Source organism: Brevibacterium salitolerans, assembly GCF_039531405.1.
GTDB classification, from domain to species: Bacteria; Actinomycetota; Actinomycetes; order Actinomycetales; family Brevibacteriaceae; genus Brevibacterium; species Brevibacterium salitolerans.
Map to the genome: position 1 here is coordinate 414,366 of NZ_BAAAPZ010000004.1, position 18,556 is coordinate 432,921.

The following is an 18,556-nucleotide window of genomic DNA, read 5'->3' on the forward strand; positions in this document are numbered from 1 at the left end:
CTTTCCGCCATGACAGAGATCGTGGTTCGTTCACCGTCCGGGACACTCCCCTCACTCGCACTGCACGGCATGGAGGAGCGCTTCGACGACGAAGCGCTGGAAGGCGGCGCACGCCATGCGGTCCGCGGGGACGTGAGCACACTCACCTGGGACGCGGCACGTGCGGCGCTCACGGGCACGGTCCGCGCCGCGGCCGGGCGGGAAGCTCCGGGAGCACATGCGGAGGGCGGGACCCGGAGCGGTGCGGGTGCCCCGGCCCGCCGCGAGGAGCCCGAGGCCCGCGTGCTCGTGCAGTTCACCCCGGTGCCGTGTGGGGAGGGGCTCGAGTACGAACTGACCGGGAGCATCTGCACCTGCGGCACGGGCAGCGACTGTGCGCACGCCTCGGGAGTCCTCCATGCGTTCGATCTCGCAGCACGTGATCTGGGGCCGGGGGCGGACGGCTCCTGGGAACGTCTGGAAGGGGCGGCGGGTGGAAGGATGGGGCCATGACGAAGCTCGTGGTGCGTTCCTCCTCGGGACTCCTGCCCCTCCTGGACGTCAGTGCCATGGAGGAGTGGTTCGACGACGGGCCCCTGGAGCGCGGTGAGGGCTATGCGGTCGCCGGTCGTGTGCAGTCGATCGTCTGGAACGAGGAGCAGAGCGTGCTCATCGGCCGCGTCGCGGGATCGGGCGGGAAGACCTACAGCGTCCTCGCCCATTTCATGCTGGACGTGAGCCGCACCGCGGGCGCGGACGGCACCGTGGCGCCTGATGAGCCCGCCTACCTGTACGAGGGATCGATCTGCACCTGTCCGGTGGGCGAGGCGTGCAAGCACGCCGTGGCGATGCTGTGCATCGTGGAGCAGCTGGACATGCCGGGCAGTCCGCCGCCGGAGGCGGACCTCGGGGCTTCTGATGCCCTCGGCAGACTCCTGGCCGCGGACAGCAGGACGCACGGGCGGCAGGCGGCAGCGGCACAGGGAGACGCCGTCCATGCTTCTCACGGCGGCACGGACGGTACTTCCGGGTGCGGCGGTGCAGGCGCGGACGAGCCGGAAGCGGGCTGGAAGGCCGTTCTGCGGACGTTCACGGGTGGAAGCCGCAGCGCTGCCGCGCAGCGAGGGGACGGCGGCCGGCAGGGAGCGGACGGGACACAGGTGCGCAGGCTCGGCATCCAGTTCTCCCTCATGGTGCAGAAGCGGGCGCATTACGGCTACCCCATCTGGGACATCGCCGACGAGGTGCCGCACGGCGTGGAGTGGACCCCCGTCATGCGTGTGGTGGAGGAGGGTGCGCGGCCGGGGACCTGGCGGCGTGGAAACCTCTCCTGGTCGAGCTTCGCAGCACCCGGGTTCCTCCCATATGCCGCGCACCAGTCCGCGCTCATGGCTCAGCTCTACCGGCTCAGCGGCAGCGAACGCCTGCCGTCGCAGGTCTACGGCGGCAGCGAGGACATCCGGCTGGACTCCTTCACCGGCGGTCTGGTCTGGGAGGTGCTGCAGCGCCTCAGGGAGGCCGGAGTCGCTTTCCTGGCGGGAAGCGCCCTGGGTGCTGTGAAGCTGGGACGGGAGGCGGAGCTCGCCGCAGACCTCACGGATGAGGGCGAGGGCGGGCTCCGGCTCACGGGCGGTGTGCGTGTCGATGAGGCCCCCGTGGAGGGAGCGCGCCCGGTGGGGGAGAACGGTATCGCCGCTCTCGTGACTCCTGACGATGACGGTCATCACGAGGCACAGTCCCTCCTGGAGCCCCTTCCGCAGTCCCCCCGAACCCGCGGGCGCCGCCCGGACCGGGACCGCCCCACCCTGCTGCTGGCACCCAGCGCGCATCCGCTCGATGCGGCGGCGCGGCAGGCGCTGGCCGCACCGCTGCAGCTCCTGGTGCCGCGTGAGGATGCCCCGGAGTTCCTCACGGAGTACGTTCCACGCCTGCTGCGCACTCTCCGGCTGGACAGCCCGGACGGTTCCGTGGAGGTGCCCGCGCCCCGGCCGCCCCGCCTGCGGCTGCGGGTGGTGCACGGGCAGGGGGACGCCGTGGTTCTGCACTGGTCGTGGGACGTGGTGGAATTCGACGAGGACGTCCCCGTGGTGCCCGCTCCGGCGCTTCCCCGGCACCCGGAGCTGGAGCGGACGGTCCTTGAGGACGTGCGCTCCGCATGGCCCGGCGCGGCCACGTCTCCGGTCCACTCCCTGCACGGCGTGCCGGCCGCGCGCTTCTGCACGGAGGCGCTGCCGCGGATCGAGGAGCTGGACGGGGTGCGCGTCGAAGTCTCCGGCCAGGTGCGGGACTTCCGGAAGCTGGAGGGCGAGGCAGCGATCGATCTCCAGGTGAACCAGGCGGAGCAGCCTGACTGGTTCAGTCTGGATTTCCAGGTGGCCGTGGCGGGCCAGCGCATTCCGTTCAAGGAGCTCTTCGCCGCACTCGCCGTCGGAGAGGAATGGCTGCTCCTGCCGGATGGAAACCTGCTCGCCCTGGCGACGCCGGAGTTCGAGGAGCTGCGTGTGCTGATCCGCGAGGGTCTCGCAGTGGCGGACTGGGAGGCCGGCGGACAGCAGGTCTCGAAGATGCAGCTGGGGATGCTCTCCGACCTCGCTGAACTGGCAGACACCGTGAAGGCCCCACCGGAGTGGCAGGCGGGCGTGGACCGGCTGCGTGCCCTGGACTCCTTCACGCCTCCGCCGGTGCCGGAGGGCTTCCGCGCGGAGCTGCGCGACTATCAGCAGGAGGGCTACGCGTGGCTGAGCATGCTCCATGCCACTGGACTCGGCGGGATCCTCGCCGATGACATGGGGCTGGGGAAGACGGTGCAGACCCTGGCGCTCATCGCCCATGCCCGGCAGCAGGACCCGCAGGCTCCGCCGTTCCTCGTCATCGCGCCGTCGTCCGTCGTGGGGGTGTGGGTGCAGGAGGCACAGCGCTTCGCTCCGGACCTGGACGTCCGGGCGCTGCGCACCGCACCCGGCAGGAAGGACGCACCTTCCTGGGGCGAGTGCCGGCAGGCGGACATCGTCGTCACCTCCTATGCGATCGCTCGCATGAACTCCGAGGAGTTCCAGGCGGCGGAGTGGGACGGCCTCATCATGGACGAGGCGCAGTTCGTGAAGAACCCCGTCTCCAAGGGGAACCGGGCCATCGCGAAGATGCGTGCTCCCTTCCGGCTGGCCATCACCGGCACCCCCGTGGAGAACTCGCTGCGGGACCTCTGGGCGCTGCTCTCACTCACGGCCGGCGGACTCTTCCCCTCACCCACGAGCTTCTCGGAACGGTTCGTCGCCGCCATCGAGAAGAACGCGGAGGGCCCGGACGTGGCGGCAGAGCGGCTGGGACTGCTGCGGCGCAGGCTGCGCCCGTTCATGCTGCGGCGCACCAAGGACCAGGTGGCGTCCGCTCTTCCGCCCAAGCAGGACCAGGTGGCGCGGATCCCGCTCACCGGTGCCCATCGGAAGCTCTACGACGCCGTGCTGCAGAAGGAACGGCTCAAGGTGATGGGGATGCTGGACGAGGGGATCGAGGGCAACCGCTTCGCCGTGCTGCGCTCGCTCACGCTGCTGCGGATGCTCGCGCTCGAACCCTCGCTGGTGGATGAGGCGCATGCGCACGTGCGCGGGTCCAAGCTCACGGCGCTCATGGAGAACCTCGGCCCTGTGCTGGAGGGCGGGAGCAAGGTGCTGGTGTTCAGCCAGTTCACCACCTTCCTCACGCGTGTGGGAGTGCAGCTGGAGGCGAGGGGCGTCTCTTCCGTGCAGCTGGACGGCTCCACGCGTGACCGCGATGCGGTGATCCGGGAGTTCCGTGAGGGCGAGGCACAGGTGTTCCTCATCAGCCTCAAGGCGGGCGGCTTCGGGCTCACCCTCACGGAGGCGGACTACGTGTTCCTCCTGGACCCGTGGTGGAACCCGGCGGCGGAGGCGCAGGCCGTGGACAGGGTGCACCGAATCGGTCAGACGAAGAGGGTGATGGTGTACCGGATGGTTGCGGAGGACACGATCGAGGAGAAGGTGCTGGCGCTGCAGGAGCGGAAGGCTCAGCTGTTCTCCTCACTCGTGGGCGAGGGGGAGGACCTCGCGTTCTCGGATGCGCTCTCCGCCGCAGACGTCCATGAGCTGCTGAGCGGTGAGTGAACGCGTCCCGCGGGGCGCAGCGCTTCCCTGTCCTGTGGGCTGCTCGGGTGGTTGATCGCCGGCCCGCCGCACCGAGCCCTGTGCGGTAGCGGCGCCCCGTCCGCGGGCCGAGCAGGGGAGTCCCGCGCCATTCTTCCCTTCTACGGACCGTAGAAGGGGGAGTAGCATGGGTACTGACGAGGATGGACTCGAACGGGGGCGCCATCGTCGTCTTCACCGCGAGTCCCCGTGAGAGGACGAGCCATGAACAGCGGAGCTCACTCTGACTCACACCTGATCCCCTTCGACCCCGCCGCACGTGAGCTGGGCGTCATCGTCGGCTACGACGGATCCGAGAACGCCACACGAGCGCTCCACTACGCCGCGCGGGCCGCCGGCCGGCGCGGGGCCGTGCTCAACGTGATCACGGTCTACCGGGTGCCGACCGCCATCTACACGACCTATGCGGCACTCCCGCAGGTTCCGGAGGACGAGGCCAAGAAGGCAGATGCGCAGACTCTGCTGAATGCGGCTGCGGAGTTCCTCAAGGACTATCCCGGTGAGGTCTACTACCGCGCCGTCGAGGGCGACTCCGTGGGGGCGCTCGCGGAACTCACCTCCCAGGCCCAGCTCGCCGTCGTGGGTGCGCGGGGCCGCGGCGGGTTCCTCGGACGCATCCTCGGCTCCGTGGCCTCGGCGCTGCCCTCGCACACGCAGTGCCCCACCGTCGTCGTCCCGCATGACTACGGGAAGGGCGAGTCCCTCGAGAGCCCCGACTTCACTCCCGTGCGCTCCGATGCACCGGTCGTCGTGGGTGTGGACCAGTCGAACCTCAGCCGGGTGGCGGCGCTCTATGCGGCGGCCGCCGCGCAGGAACGCGATACGACGCTCGTCATGCTCATGGCGCTGCCGCCGCTGGACACCAACATGGCCTGGTATCCGGAGCTGGCCTCGGACGTCGACCGCGTCACTACGCAGCGGACCGAGGAACTCCGCGCGCACCTCGACGAGGAGGTGGCCTGGCTGAAGGGCCATTTCCCCTCGGTGGAGATCCGCGGAACGGTGGAGGTGGGGGAGCCCTCCGTGCTGCTCAAGCAGATGACGAGCCAGGCGCAGCTCACGGTGCTGGGTTCACGCGGCCGCGGCGCGTTCGTGAGCGCTCTGCTCGGCTCCACCTCCCGCGGCGTCCTCTACAAGGCGGAGGGGCCGGTCCTGGTGGTTCCCGCGCTCGACGATCCTCGCCTGCCGGAGCGGGAGGCCGCGGACGCGGAGTGACGGGCGCGCGGAGCGGATGCCGGCCGGCATCCGCTCCGCACCCGTGAGGGTTCAGCCCGCCGGTTCACCTCTGCGGAGGGAGGACGGTCAGCACGATCGAGGCCGGGCGCCCTCATCACCGCAGCATCTCCGTGCCGGTGTCGGTGAAGTCCGGCTCCCGCTTCTCGAGATACGCGGCCTTGCCCTCGGCGTAGTTCGGATTGCCGTACGTGCCGGCGAGGAGGAACTCCTCCAGTTGGCAGGATCGTTCGGTGGCCGCCGGCCCGCTCGCCGTCCCCGCATGCTTGACGGCGCGGACGGCCGGTGCGGCCGCAGTGGAGAGGTACTCCGCGATCTCCCGTATCCAGCCCTCGCGCTGCTCCTCTTCACCGATGTGGTTGACCACACCGAGGTCGTACAGCCTTCGCGCATCGAGCCGGCGCCCGCCCAGGACCATCTCGTTCGCGACCCGGTGCGGGACGCCGGATTCCGCGATGAGTGCGCCTGCCGCGATGCCGAGGCGGGCGAACGGTGCGGCCACCTTCGTCGTCGGCTCGGCCGTGATGAGGTCGGCAGCGAGTGCGACGAGGAGGCCTGCGCCGATGGCGAATCCGTGCAGGTTCGCGATGACCGGCTTCCTGCATCTGCGGATGCACCTCACGACGGCCACGTAGCCTTTGCCGCCGCGCACGAAGGGGTCGCTCGGCAGGGGATGCTCCTCGGTGCCCATGCCCCGGATGTCATCGCCCGCACAGAATCCTGTGCCTGCTCCTCGGATCTCGATGAGGCGGATACGGGGACGGGCATCGGCTGCCTCCACTGCGGCGCAGAGCTGTTCGACCAGATCGAAGTTCAGGGCGTTCTTCCGCTCGGGCCGTTCGAGGCGGACGGTGCACATGTTTCCGGAATCGATGACGCTGACGAGTGACATGGGGTCCTCCTATCGCAGGCGGGCATCGGCCTCGGCCCGCAGGCCCTTGCCGCCGGGCGGGTCTTTCACGAGGTCGCCGGATGGGGGCGACGGCGGGGCCGTGGGTGCCTCAGCCTCGGCCCATGCTGTGGAACTCGGGGTTGGGGCGCATCCCCGTGACGTTCGCCAGGCGGTTGGAGAGGCCGAAGAACGCGGAGATCCCGGCGATGTCCCAGACGTCCTCGTCCGTGAAGCCGTGCGCATGCAGCGCCGCGTAGTCGGATTCGTCCACGGCGTACGCCTCCTGCGAGACCTTCACTGCGAAGTCGAGCATGGCCCGCTGGCGGTCCGTGATGTCCGCCTTGCGGTAGTTGGTCGCGAGCTGGTCGCTGATGAGGGGATCCTTCGCCCGGATGCGGAGGATGGCGCCGTGGGCCACCACGCAGTACTGGCACTGGTTGAGGCCCGAGGTGGCGACGACGATCATCTCCCGCTCCGCCTTCGTGAGGTTGGCGGGCTTCTCCATGAGCGCGTCGTGGTAGGCGAAGAATGCGCGGAACTCCTCCGGGCGGTGCGCGAGCGCCAGGAAGACGTTGGGGACGAAGCCGGACTTCTCCTGGACGGCGAGGATCCGCTCGCGGATGTCCTCGGGGAGCTCGGCGAGCTCGGGGACGGGGAAGCGGCTGATGGGATGCGCGGGTGCGGTCTGTTCGGTCATGGCGTGACTCCTTGCGCTGATTCGGTGGGTGAGTCCCGGTGTGTGCGGACTGCGGGTGGAGGCCCGGTGCAGGTCGATCGGGCAGGAGGCCGAGGCGGCTCAGGCCGGGTGCTGGTCAGGCCGGGTGCAGATCAGTCGCCCGCGATCGGCACGATCACGCGGCCGCGCACCCGGCCTGCCAGCAGCTTCTCCGCCGTGGAGGCGCACTCGTCGAGGAAGATCGCCTCGGTCATCGGCTCCAGCACGGCGGGATCGAGGTCCTGGGCGAGCCGGCGCCACGCCTCCCGGCGGTCCTCCTGCGGGCACATGACGCTGTCGATCCCGGCCAGGGTGACGCCGCGGAGGATGAAGGGGGCCACGGTGGCGGGGAGGTCCATGCCGGCGGCGAGACCGCAGGCGGCCACCGTCCCCCGGTACCTGGTCGAGGCACAGACGTTGGCCAGCACATGACCGCCCGCGACGTCGACGGCACCGGCCCACTGCTCCTTGGCCAGCGGCCTGCCGGGTCCTTCGAAATCGGAGCGCGGGAGGATCCGGGAAGCGCCCAGTCCGGTGAGGTACTCCTCTTCCTCCGGCCTGCCCGTGACGGCGACGACCGTGTACCCGAGCTTCGCGAGCACGGCGACGGCGATGCTGCCCACACCGCCCGAGGCTCCCGTGACGAGCACCTCGCCGCTGTCCGGGGTGACGCCGTGGCGTTCGAGGGCCATGACGCACAGCATCGCGGTGTACCCGGCGGTGCCGATGCTCATCGCCTGCTGCGGGGTGAACGCGGATTCCAGGGGCACCAGCCAGTCCGCGCTCACCCGCGCACGCTCGGCCAGTCCGCCCCAGTGGCGCTCGCCCACGCCCCAGCCGTTGAGGACGACGCGATCACCCGGTGCGTAGTCCGGGCTGGAGGATTCCGTCACGGTGCCGGCGAAGTCGATGCCGGGGACCATCGGGAAGCTCCGGACGATCTTGCCGCTGCCGGTGAGGGCGAGGGCGTCCTTGTAGTTGAGGGTCGAGCACTCCACCGCCACGGTGACGTCCCCTGCCGGCAGCCGGTCTACGGGGACGTCCGCGACCTCGACCCGCTGGCCTCCCTCGTCCTCGCTGATCAGCACTGCCCTGAAGCTGTCGCTCATGCTCCGTCCTCCTTCTCTGCGGCGTCGTCGCCGCGCTGTGTGGGTTGCGGTGTGCTCAACGCCGTCTCCGCGCCGATCATGGTCAGAAAGCCCTCCTCGAACGCGCGCAGGGCATCGGGGCGGCTTTCGAGCTTGGCGCGGAGCACCGCGCCCTCCCAGCCGACCCAGAAGATGTGGGCGAGCTGCCGGCAGTCCGCGCCCGCGCGGATCTGGCCTGCGGCCTCGGCGGCTCGCAGGCAGGCAGCGGTCCGTTCCTCCCAGTCCTCCAGAGCGGCGATGATCCGCGTGCGGAAGGAGGCGGGCAATGCGCCCATCTCCTGGCCCAGGTTCCCCACCAGGCAGCCCCGCCGGTAGTCGTACTTCGCCATGCCGGCGGTGGCGTCTGCGATGAAGCCGCGCAGCCGCTCCAGCGGGCTGAGCGAGGCATCTGTGAACCAGCGGTCCAGCTTGGCGGCGAAGTACTCCGCATAGGAGTCCACGGCGGCGAGGCCGAAGGCCTCCTTGCTGGGGAAGTAGTGGTAGAAGGAGCCCTTGGGAACGCCTGCGGCGGTGAGGATCTCTTCGATCCCCACGGTGCTCAGGCCCTTCTCCGTGAGGATCGCCTTCCCGGCGCGCAGCATTCTCTGGCGTGGGGCACCGGGCAGGCTCTGGTCCTTGGGCGGACGGCCGCGCTTCCGGCGAACAGTGCTGTTCTCCTGCGGGAGCACGGCGGACGACGATGTCATACCCTTTTTCTAGACTGTTCGACTCGTTAAATCAAGAGCCGGGTGCCGCTCGCGAGATGCGGCTCGGGCCGGTCCCGCTGATGCGGAACCGGCCCCGAACCGAGTGCGCTGCTGTCGCGGCCTGATCAGCTGCGGCTCATCCCCAGCCCCTCACCCCACGTGTGCGTCCGCTTCGTTCAGCGCGCGGTCGATGACGTCGAGGCCCGTGTGCAGGTCCGCATCGGCGATGTTGAGCGGCGGGACCACGTGGATGCGGTTGAAGTTGGCGAAGGGCAGCACGCCCCCGGCCCTGATCGCACCCAGCACGGCGTTCATCGCGTCCGAGCTCCCGCCGTAGGGGGCCAGCGGCTCGCGGGTCTCCCTGTCCTTCACCAGCTCGATCGCCCAGAAGCAGCCCAGCCCGCGCACATCGCCCACCGAGGGGTGCGCGGCCTTCATCGCCTCCAGCCGCGGGCCGATCACCTCGCGGCCCAGTCGCGCTGCGTTCTCGATCATGCCCTCCTCGCGCATCGCGGTGATGGTCGCGACCGCGGCGGCGCAGGCGAGCGGATGCCCGGAGTAGGTGAGGCCGCCGGGGTACTGCCGGTCCACGAAGGTCTCGTAGACCGGCTCGGAGATCACCACACCGCCCAGCGGCACGTATCCGGAGTTCACTCCCTTGGCGAAGGTGAGGAGGTCCGGGGCGACGTCCCAGTGGTCCACTGCGAACCATGCCCCGGTCCGCCCGAAGCCGGCCATCACCTCGTCCGCGATGTACATGATCCCGTGCTTCCGGGTCAGCTCGCGGACTCCGGCGAGGTATCCCGGCGGCGGCCCGTAGATCCCCGCCGTGCCGGGCACGGTCTCGAGGATGACCGCGGCGATGTTCGCCGGGCCCTCCAGCGTGATCATGTCCTCGAGGTGGCGCAGCGCGCGCGTGGTCTCCTCGGCCTCGGTCTCCGAGCCGAAGTGCGAGCGGTAGGTGTAGGCGGGCATGAAGTGCACGACGCCCTCGCCGGGGGAGTCGTTGGGGAATCGCCGCGGATCCCCCGTGACATTCACGGCCAGCTGCGTCCCGCCGTGGTAGCTGCGGTAGGCGGAGAGCACCTTCTGCCTGCCGGTGTGCAGCCGCGCCATGCGGATCGCGTGCTCATTGGCGTCCGCGCCGCCGTTGGTGAAGAACACGCGGTCCAGGCCCTCGGGCGCCAGCTCCGCGATGAGGCGGGCGGCCTCGGAGCGGGCGTCGTTGACGTGCTGCGGGGCGATCGTGCAGATGTCCGCGGCCTGGTCCTGGATGGCCTTCACCACGGCGGGGTGCTGGTGGCCGATGTTCGTGTTCACGAGCTGGCAGGAGAGGTCGAGCAGCTCGCGGCCCTCACCGTCCCACACCCTGGAGCCGGCCGTGCGCGTGATCGTCATGGGGTCGAACGGCCCCTGCGCCTGCCAGGAGTGGAAGACGTGCTTCCGGTCCAGCTCGTAGGCGCGCCGGCCCCGGGCGAGTGCCTCCTGTGTGACTGTCATGTCGCCTCCTCGGGCGTGTGCGGTGGGCAGGGGCGGTTCAGGCGTTGGTGGGGAAGCCGAGGTTGAGGCCGCCGTGGCTGGGATCCAGCCAGCGCTTGGTGACCACCTTGCCCCGGGTGAAGAAGTGCACGCCCTCCGTGCCGTGGGCGTGGGTGTCGCCGAACAGCGAGTTCTTCCAGCCGCCGAAGCTGTAGTAGGCCATCGGTACGGGGATCGGCACGTTCACGCCGACCATGCCCACCTGCACCTCGTTCTCGAAGCGGCGGGCCGCACCTCCGTCGTTGGTGAAGATCGCGGTGCCGTTGCCGTAGGGGTTGGCGTTGATGAGCGCGAGACCCTCGTCGTAGCTGTCCACGCGGACCACGCAGAGCACGGGGCCGAAGATCTCGTCCGTGTAGATCGACATGTCCGGGGTGACGCGGTCGAACAGGGTGGGGTTGAGGAAGGCGCGCTCGCTGTCCGCGTCGACGCTCACCTGACGACCGTCGAGCACGAGCTTCGCCCCGGCCTCGACGCCCGCGTCGATGTAGCCGGCCACCTTGTCCCGGTGCGCGGCGGTGATGAGGGGACCCATGTCCGTGCCGCGCGTGCCGTCGCCCACCTTGAGGGTGCGCGTGCGCTCGGCGATCTTGTCCACGAGCTCATCGGCGATGGAATCCACCGCCACGACGACGGAGATCGCCATGCAGCGCTCGCCCGCGGCCCCGTAGCCGGCGTTGACCGCGGAGTCCGCGGCGAGGTCGAGGTCCGAGTCGGGCAGCACGAGCATGTGGTTCTTGGCGGCGCCGAGCGCCTGGACCCGCTTGCCGTGAGCCGCAGCCGTCTCATAGACGTGCTGCGCGATGGGAGTGGAGCCTACGAAGGAGACGGAGGAGACCTGGGGATCCGTGAGGAGGGCGTCGACGGCCTCCTTGTCGCCGTGGACCACCGTGAAGACGCCCTCCGGCAGGCCGGCCTCGCGCCAGAGCTCGGCCATCCAGTTGGCGGCGGAGGGGTCCTTCTCGCTGGGCTTGAGGACGACGGTGTTGCCGGCGGCGATCGCGACGGGGAAGAACCACATGGGCACCATCGCGGGGAAGTTGAAGGGAGAGATGATGACGGAGACTCCCAGCGGCTGGCGGACCGAGTGCACGTCCACGCCCGTCGAGGCGTTCTCGGTGTGCCCGCCCTTGAGGAGGTGGGGCATACCGCAGGCGAACTCGACGACCTCCTGGCCGCGGCTGATCTCCCCGAGCGCGTCGGGGAGGACCTTGCCGTGCTCTGCGGTGAGGATGGCGGCGAGTTCCTCCTTGCGCTCGTTGAGGAGCTCGCGGAAGCGGAAGACGATCTGGGTGCGCCTGGACAGCGAGGTGTCGCGCCAGCCGGGGAAGGCGGCGGCTGCGGAGGCGACGGCCTTGCGGGTGAGCTCCGCGCTCGCCAGCGGCACCTGGCCGGAGACGACTCCGGTGGCGGGGTTGACGATGTCCGCGAGGCGCGAATCTGCAGGTGCGGGGGCGGGTGCTCCGTCGATCCAGTGGCTGAGGACGGTCACGGGTTCTCCCTTCCGGGGTCTTCGAGGGTGGGGTGCTGCGCTCAGTGTGACCGTCCCCACTGAGGCCCGGAAGTGACGGACTGTAACTTTCACCAGCGTTGCGCTGACACTCTGTAGCATCCGAGGTATGGCAGACACACCAGCGACGGTGGCCCCGGTGACGGTGCAGGCGGTGCTCGACCTCGAGGAGGTGCGCCGCGGGCGTCCCGAGGTGCTCACCGGTGCCCGGAGGCTGAGCGAGGCCGTCAGCTGGGTGCACATCGCGGAGACGGAGGAGGTCGCCTCGCTGCTGGAGGGCGGCGAGGTCATCCTCTCCAGCAGTGAGATGTTCCGGTCCTCGCCGGCGCGTACGCGGACCTTCCTGCGCAGGCTCGCCGCCGCCGGTGCAGCGGCCTTCGTCATCGAGGTGGTGGACGCGGAGGGCCGGCCGGACATGGAGGCCCGGGGCGTCGTCGCCGCGGCTGCCGAGGGGGTCGCCCTGCCGGTCATCGTCCTCACCGCGCGCACCCGCTTCGTGCGGATCACTCAGGCCGCCCATCGTCTGCTGATCGGGGCGCAGCTGGCGCGGGTGGAGTTCGCCCACCGCATCCACGAGGTGTTCACCTCGCTCTCCCTGGACGGTGCGGACGAGCAGCGCATCGTGGCGGTGACGGCGGAACTGGCGGACACGCCGGTGGTGCTCGAGGATGCGCGGCGTCGCGTGCTCGCCTTCGACGGAGGCGGGGTGCCGATGGACGCGCTCCTGGCCGACTGGCCGCGTGAGGCCGCAGGAATCCAGGTGCCCGTGGGCGTGCAGGGCCGTCGCTGGGGCCGCCTCGTCGCGCCCCGGGCGGTGACCGGGGATGCGGACGCCGCGCAGGTACTCGAGCGTGCGGGACAGGCGATCACGATGGCGCGGATGGCCAGCCAGGGCGAGCGGGACCTGCTGCAGCAGGCCACGGTGGAGTTCCTCCACGAGCTCATGCCGCCCGGCAGCATGGGTGAGGAGCGGGCCCTTGCGCGTGCGGGCTCGCTGGGGATGCGTCGCGGCGAGGTCTACGTCCCCGTCGCGATCCGCCTCGGCGACCACGGCGGCACCGAGCCGCGTGACGCGCAGCTGCGGGAGCGCGCCCTGCGAGAGGAGTTCGGAGCGGCCGCACGGCAGGCGGGTGTGCCCCTGCTCTCCGGAGGGCTGCGGTCCGGCGTGTTCGTCGCGATCCTGGGGCTGTCCGCGGACCAGGACTGCGATGCCGTGCTCACGGCGGTCCTCACGAGGGTGAACGCGTCCTTCGGACAGCCCTCACAGCTGCTCGACGTGGGAGTGGGGCGGTCCTCGGACCGGATCACGGAGGCGGGGGCGGAGCTCGAGAGCGCGATCCAGGTGGCGGGCATCGTCGCGACCATGCAGGTGCACCGGCGCCTGTTCCACCGGTTCGCGGACGTGCGGCTGCGGGGAGTGATCGCGCGGCTGCGGGAGGTGCCTGTGCTGCGAGCCTTCGCCGAGGCCGAGCTGGGGCCGCTGCTGCCCGCCCGGTCCGCCCCGCGGGGCGGCGGTGCACGGGGTACGAGCGCGCGGGGCGCGAGCGCGCGACGAAGCGGTCCTGGTTCCGGACGGGGCGGTTCCGGACGGGGCGATGTGGGGGAGGGCGGCGATCCCGAGGCGCTGCGGTTCCTCGAGGTGCTGCTGCAGGAGGGCGGGAACAAGACCGCGGTCGCCGAGGCCCTGCATCTGAGCCGCCCGGCGGTCTACGCCCGCGTCCGCCGTCTGGAGGAGCGGCTGGGCGTCTCGCTCGAGGATGCGGAGTCACGCACCTCGCTGCACGCCGCGCTCATCTGGCTGCGCACGGAGGAGCTCGGGTGAGGGCCGGGGTGCGCATTCCCACCAGAGCTTCCTCCAGTGGCAGTTCGGCGCACTCTGTGCACGTGCTCCGGCCCACCTCCGGGCTTCGCCGGAGCGTCACCGCTCAGCGCAGGACGAAGCCGGGGACCAGCTCGTCGCGCGGATCGACGACGAACGTGTGCTCCCCGGTGCGGTGGGCCGTGCCGGTCACCTGCGGAATGACCGCCTGGGAGGTGGGGATGCCCTCCACCAGCGTGCGTTCGAGCGCGACTGCGGTGAACCCCGAGCCGACGACGGACTCATGGTGCAGCTCCTGGCCGTCCCCCAGCTCTCCGGCCGAGGTCAGTGTCGCCACCCGCGCACAGGTCCCGGATCCGCAGGGCGAGCGGTCGAGCTCCCCGTCGGCGAAGACGGTGGCATTGCGCTGCCGGAGCGCGCGTGCGCCGGGCCCGGCCTCCGCCTCGGGCAGACGCTCGAAGACGATCGTGCCGTAGATCCCGCTGAGGCGGTCGTCGAAAGGGTGGCGGGCGAACTCCGTGTCAGCGAGGCGCCACTTGATCTCCCGTCCCAGCGCGATGATCTCCTCGACCGCGCCCGGTGTCACCGTCAGGCCGGCGGTCGCGGCGTCGAGCTGCGCGTAGATCGCACCGCCGAAGGCGATGTCCACCCGCAGCTCTCCTCGCGAGGTCCGCACGGGCACGTCGACGGCGAGGACGTAGCTGGGGACGTTGATGAAATCCACGCCGGTGACCTGCGCCTGCGCATCCGTGCGGACACGTGCCGTGACCCTGCCGGAGGGCACGTCGATGACGACGTCCGTCACCCCGCTGGGATCCGGTGCCACCAGGCCGCTCTCCACCGCCCAGGTGCCCAGTGCGATGGTGCCGTGGCCGCAGGCGGTGGAGAACCCGTCCTTGTGCCAGAACAGGACGCCGAGGTGGGCGCCCGCGTCGTTCGGCTCCACGACGAAGCCGCCGTACATGTCCGCATGCCCGCGCGGCTCGTGGCACAGGAGCCGCCGGACCCGCTCCACCTCCGCGGACGCCATCGCCCGGATCCGCTTCTCCGCTACGTCCGCGCCCTCGAGTGCGAACGGGAGCTCCGTGACGATGCGGAAGGGCTCGCCGCCCGTGTGGTAGTCGACGCTCCTGTAGGTCTCCCCGGCCATGGTCGCTTCCCTTCTGCACGGTCTTCCGATCCGGATCGCAGGGTCTCCTGATCCGTACGGCCTCCTTCGTCAGCGGGCTCGCCGTATCGGCACCGGGTATGCGGGAGGCGGGCCCGCCCTCCATGGGGACGGACCCGCCTCGGCTCACGCCTGCAGTGCGCTCACGCCTGCGACGGGCCCGCGGCGCGTGGACTCACGGCCGCGAGCAGGTGCTCACCTGTCCGTACCGGCGCCCTCGGTGCCCTCCGGATCCTCGTCGTCCTCGACGGCGGCCTCTTCCGGGGCGGGGACCTCGGAGGTCACCGAGGCCACCGGGCCCGCCTGTTCGGAGCGCGGCGTGGAGCCCACGGGGCGTGCATCCGCCGGGCGGTTGCCCTGCAGCGGGGTCGACCAGGGGTCCTCGACGGGCGCGAGACGGCGCACGGCGTAGAACACGATGCCGCCCAGACCGGCGAGTCCCAGGATGATCCAGAACCACTTGCCGCCGGACTTGCCGTTGCTGCTCGAGGTCCTGGCCTTCACGTCCTTGCCTGCCTTCTTCAGCGCCTTGCGTGCCTTCTTCACGGCCTTCTTGTCACCGGTGAGCCGGGTGACGGCGTCGTCGAAGCCCTTGGACGTCTCCGCGGCGGCCAGCAGGCCCGCGGCCTTGGAGACGGAGTCGCCTGCGCGCTCTGCGGCGGCGCGTGCACGGACCCTGGCCTCTGCGGTGCCGGACTCCAGTGCGGGAGCAACCTGCGTGCGGAAGCCCTCCTCGAGCTTGGACCGGCCCTCCGCGAAGCGCTCCCGGACCTCGTCCAGGGCACCCTCGACCTGCGGGCGGACGGACTCTGCGACCTGGGACAGACGTGCACTGGCATCGCGGAGGCGGGGGGCGGCCGCCTCGCTGGCCTCTCCCACCCATTCGTTGGCGCGCTCCAGATAGGGGCCGGAGGCCTCCAGCGCATGGGCAGAGCCTTCGCGCACCGCATCCCCCACGAGATGCAGCTTCTCGCCGACCTCGTCGATGAAGCCGGCGGACTGGGGCTTGGACCTCTTCTTGAACATGTCACCCTCCGAAGATCTCGGTTGTGTGCACCCGGGGCAGGCCCGGAGACTGCCGTGTCCCCCATCCTATGGGGTAGGCCGGGCGGACGCGGCACCCGTTCTGCTGAGTGTCCTCTGAACTGGGCGTGCGTCGGTGGGCCGTGGAACAATGAGGCCATGACCGTTTCAACTGGCAAGGCCATCCTGCACACCAACAAGGGCGACATCGTCGTCGAGCTCTTCGGGCACCACGCGCCCAAGACCGTCGCCAACTTCACCGGGCTCGCCAAGGGCGACCACACGGCGACGGACAACGAGTCCGGGAAGACCGTGACGATCACGGAGCCCTTCTACGACGGGGTGGGCTTCCACCGCATCATCAAGGACTTCATGATCCAGGGCGGCTGCCCCCAGGGCACCGGCACCGGCGGCCCCGGCTACGCCTTCGACGACGAGATCCACCCGGAGCTGCAGTTCGACCGCCCCTACCTGCTCGCCATGGCCAATGCTGGCAAGCGCGGCCCGCACGGCACCAACGGTTCGCAGTTCTTCATCTCCACCGTCCCCACGCCGTGGCTCAACGGCAAGCACACCATCTTCGGCGAGGTCGTGGACGAGGACTCCCGCAAGGTCGTCGACGAGATCGAGGCCGTGAAGACCGGTCCCATGGACCGTCCGGCAGAGCCCATCGTCATGGAGTCCGTGGAGATCGTCGAGGCGTGACCCTCCCTCCGCCTGACCCTCAGGGTCCTCAGGATCGTCGCGATCCTGAGGACCCTGCTGGTTCCGGGCGCTTCCCCGCGCCGGGAGCGCGGCGCACCGTGCGCCCCGGTCGCTGGGTCGGTGCCCGGACCACGCAGGCCATCGTCGTCGTGACGGTGGCCTGCTGGCTCGTGGGGCTCATCCCCGGCGTGCCGCTCGCCTCATGGCTGGGCTTCGCACCGGCGGTCTCCGTCTCCGAACCGTGGCGGGCACTCACCGTGGTGCTCGTGCACGACTCTCCCTCGCCTCTCCACCTGCTGTTCAACATGGTGGGCGTCCTCGTGTTCGGGAGCTTCCTGGAGCGCGCACTGGGCCCGTGGCGGTTTCTGGTCGTCTACGCGCTCTCCGCGCTGGGCGGCTCCGCCGCCGTCCTGCTGCTGGCCTCCCCTTTCGACCCTTCGTGGGTCACCCTTCACGTGGGAGCGTCCGGTGCGCTGTTCGGCCTGCTGGGCGTGGTGCTCACGCCCACACGCAGGCTGGACCGGAACCTGGGCGGCGCGCTCGCCTTCCTGGTGCTCAACCTCGTGTTCTCGTTCGTCACTCCCGGGGTCTCCTGGGAATCGCATCTGGGCGGCCTCGTCGTGGGCTTCGCCCTGGGGTGTGCGGCGCTGCTGCCGCGCCCGCGCAGGACCGCCGCGGCCGCCGCTCACGCGGATGCCGGGACGGATGGCCGTGTCCGCGGCGGAGCCGGTGCCCATGCCGGCGTCGCGAGTCTGTGGTTCTGGCCCGCCTCCCTGATCGTCGCGGGCACCCTCCTCCTCGCCTGCTGGCCGCATCTGCGTGCTGCCGCGATGCTCGGCTGACCTCTCCTCAGGCCTGCGAACCTCCGCCTGCCCTCCCGGCGGCGCGCCGCCGCAGACGTGCGGTGTCTCCTCCGCTCTCTCGCAATCGGAAAACGAGCTCTCCTGTCGATCCGATCACCTTCCGGACTGACTGTGGATGGTGCGCCCCCGCCGTCCTCGCGCGGCGGAAATCCGGCGCGCCCGGCCGCGTGACAGGTTTTCCACAGATCTTTCTCCACAGGGTTATGCACAGCGGTGGATAAGACTACACATGTGTGTTTACGCAGGTGAGAGAGGTGTAACGATTGTCGTAGTGTGGGGTCTCACGCAGTATTCGCGGGTGTGTGTGGACGTGGGGAGGCGGGTTTCCACTGGCGTGCGGCTTTTGTGAACAGGTGGGCGGCCCGTAGGTGCTTGCGCGCCGCCCGCGGATGTGGCCATTCATCGCGGGGGAGGCCGGGCTGCGGCTCAGTCTGCGGCGCCGGTGAGCGGATCCGGGCGGCCGAGGAGCTTCTCCGCGAGTCCCAGGAAGAGCTGCGTGACGTAGCCGATCCCCACGGCGTAGGCGAGGGTCCCCAGGCCGAAGGTGCCGCCCAGCAGCCAGCCCACTGCGAGGACGAGGATCTCGATGCCCAGCCGCACCACCCAGACCGGCCGGCCGGTGACCTGCACCAGCCCGGTCATGAGGCCGTCACGGGGGCCGGGGCCGAAGTTGGGGATGATGTACAGCACCGTGGCGATGCCGTTGAGGACGATTCCCGCGACGAGAGCCGGAATCCGCAGCCAGAGGGATTCGAGGTCCGGCACCACCGCCATGGTGAGGTCCATGAAGACGCCCACGAGCAGGGCGTTCGAGATCGTGCCGAGGCCGGGGCGCTGGCGCATGGGGATCCACACGAGCAGCAGCAGGAAGGACACCGCGACCGCGATGGCGCCGATCGAGACGGGCCATCCGGCGTCCGCGAGCTGGAGCGCGACTCCTTCGTGCAGCACGTCCCAGGGGAAGTTGCCCAGGCGCGACTCGATGACGAGGCCGCCGGAGAAGCCGAAGAGGGCGAGACCGCCGTAGAGGGAGAGGAGCCGGAGCGGGAGGGGCCGGTCCGCGAGGAGCCGGAAGTTCGAGGGCCCCGCCATGTCAGGGCCGGGTGGACGATGGCA

Annotated in this window: 15 protein-coding genes; 6 read left to right on the top strand and 9 right to left on the bottom strand. The window is 70.5% G+C overall.

Going from position 1 to position 18,556, the window contains the following annotated elements; genetic code table 11:
- The first annotated feature begins 9 nt into the window (after nucleotides 1-9).
- From ABD240_RS07410 to ABD240_RS07420, 3 genes are all read left to right on the top strand, one after another.
- A complete protein-coding gene (locus tag ABD240_RS07410) occupies nucleotides 10-492 on the top strand; it encodes a hypothetical protein (RefSeq protein WP_291798388.1) in 483 nt (160 codons plus the stop codon).
- A complete protein-coding gene (locus ABD240_RS07415; protein ID WP_344336627.1) occupies nucleotides 489-4,100 on the top strand; it encodes a DEAD/DEAH box helicase in 3,612 nt (1,203 codons plus the stop codon). Before ABD240_RS07410 ends, ABD240_RS07415 begins: the two co-directional genes overlap by 4 nt.
- Before the next feature lie 243 nt (nucleotides 4,101-4,343).
- The gene (locus ABD240_RS07420) at nucleotides 4,344-5,354 is read left to right on the top strand and encodes a universal stress protein (protein WP_344336629.1); all 1,011 of its coding nucleotides are present in this window, start codon (nucleotides 4,344-4,346) and stop codon (nucleotides 5,352-5,354) included.
- A 115-nt stretch (nucleotides 5,355-5,469) separates the two neighbouring features.
- Here the strand turns inward: ABD240_RS07420 and ABD240_RS07425 are convergent, their stop codons facing one another.
- The 6 genes from ABD240_RS07425 to ABD240_RS07450 form a co-directional block, all read right to left on the bottom strand.
- Nucleotides 5,470-6,264 (bottom strand): enoyl-CoA hydratase/isomerase family protein, encoded by a 795-nt coding sequence (locus tag ABD240_RS07425; protein ID WP_291795751.1) that lies wholly within the window; start codon nucleotides 6,262-6,264, stop codon nucleotides 5,470-5,472.
- Between the two features lie 109 nt (nucleotides 6,265-6,373).
- A complete protein-coding gene (locus ABD240_RS07430; RefSeq protein WP_291795748.1) occupies nucleotides 6,374-6,961 on the bottom strand; it encodes a peroxidase-related enzyme in 588 nt (195 codons plus the stop codon).
- Nucleotides 6,962-7,092: 131 nt separating this feature from the next.
- A complete protein-coding gene (acuI, locus tag ABD240_RS07435) occupies nucleotides 7,093-8,088 on the bottom strand; it encodes an acrylyl-CoA reductase (NADPH) (protein ID WP_291795745.1) in 996 nt (331 codons plus the stop codon).
- Nucleotides 8,085-8,813, bottom strand: coding sequence for an acrylate utilization transcriptional regulator AcuR (gene acuR / locus ABD240_RS07440; protein ID WP_344336633.1), 729 nt, complete (start codon nucleotides 8,811-8,813; stop codon nucleotides 8,085-8,087). The genes acuI and acuR overlap by 4 nt, the downstream gene beginning before the upstream one ends.
- Nucleotides 8,814-8,963: 150 nt before the next feature.
- Nucleotides 8,964-10,313 carry an aspartate aminotransferase family protein gene (locus ABD240_RS07445; RefSeq protein ID WP_291795739.1) on the bottom strand — a complete coding sequence of 450 codons (1,350 nt, stop codon included), beginning with the start codon at nucleotides 10,311-10,313 and terminating at the stop codon, nucleotides 8,964-8,966.
- Between the two features lie 37 nt (nucleotides 10,314-10,350).
- The gene (locus ABD240_RS07450; protein WP_344336635.1) at nucleotides 10,351-11,844 is read right to left on the bottom strand and encodes a CoA-acylating methylmalonate-semialdehyde dehydrogenase; all 1,494 of its coding nucleotides are present in this window, start codon (nucleotides 11,842-11,844) and stop codon (nucleotides 10,351-10,353) included.
- A 127-nt stretch (nucleotides 11,845-11,971) separates the two neighbouring features.
- On the opposite strand from ABD240_RS07450, the gene ABD240_RS07455 reads away from it, so the two are divergent.
- Nucleotides 11,972-13,684 (top strand): PucR family transcriptional regulator ligand-binding domain-containing protein, encoded by a 1,713-nt coding sequence (locus ABD240_RS07455; RefSeq protein WP_344336637.1) that lies wholly within the window; start codon nucleotides 11,972-11,974, stop codon nucleotides 13,682-13,684.
- Between the two features lie 103 nt (nucleotides 13,685-13,787).
- Here the strand turns inward: ABD240_RS07455 and ABD240_RS07460 are convergent, their stop codons facing one another.
- Both ABD240_RS07460 and ABD240_RS07465 read right to left on the bottom strand, forming a co-directional pair.
- Nucleotides 13,788-14,831: a proline racemase family protein gene (locus ABD240_RS07460; protein WP_344336639.1), complete on the bottom strand. Its 1,044-nt coding sequence runs from the start codon at nucleotides 14,829-14,831 to the stop codon at nucleotides 13,788-13,790.
- Between the two features lie 213 nt (nucleotides 14,832-15,044).
- Nucleotides 15,045-15,875, bottom strand: coding sequence for a hypothetical protein (locus tag ABD240_RS07465; RefSeq protein WP_291795690.1), 831 nt, complete (start codon nucleotides 15,873-15,875; stop codon nucleotides 15,045-15,047).
- 156 nt (nucleotides 15,876-16,031) lie between these two features.
- Here ABD240_RS07465 and ABD240_RS07470 point away from each other — a divergent pair, with 156 nt between their 5' ends.
- Nucleotides 16,032-16,577 carry a peptidylprolyl isomerase gene (locus ABD240_RS07470; RefSeq protein WP_291795687.1) on the top strand — a complete coding sequence of 182 codons (546 nt, stop codon included), beginning with the start codon at nucleotides 16,032-16,034 and terminating at the stop codon, nucleotides 16,575-16,577.
- Nucleotides 16,578-16,675: 98 nt separating this feature from the next.
- Nucleotides 16,676-17,419: a rhomboid family intramembrane serine protease gene (locus ABD240_RS07475; protein ID WP_291795684.1), complete on the top strand. Its 744-nt coding sequence runs from the start codon at nucleotides 16,676-16,678 to the stop codon at nucleotides 17,417-17,419.
- A 447-nt stretch (nucleotides 17,420-17,866) separates the two neighbouring features.
- Here ABD240_RS07475 and yczE read toward each other — a convergent pair whose 3' ends face one another.
- Entirely contained in the window at nucleotides 17,867-18,532 is a 666-nt protein-coding gene (yczE, locus tag ABD240_RS07480; RefSeq protein WP_291795681.1) for a membrane protein YczE, read from the bottom strand.
- Between the last annotated feature and the right edge of the window lie 24 nt (nucleotides 18,533-18,556).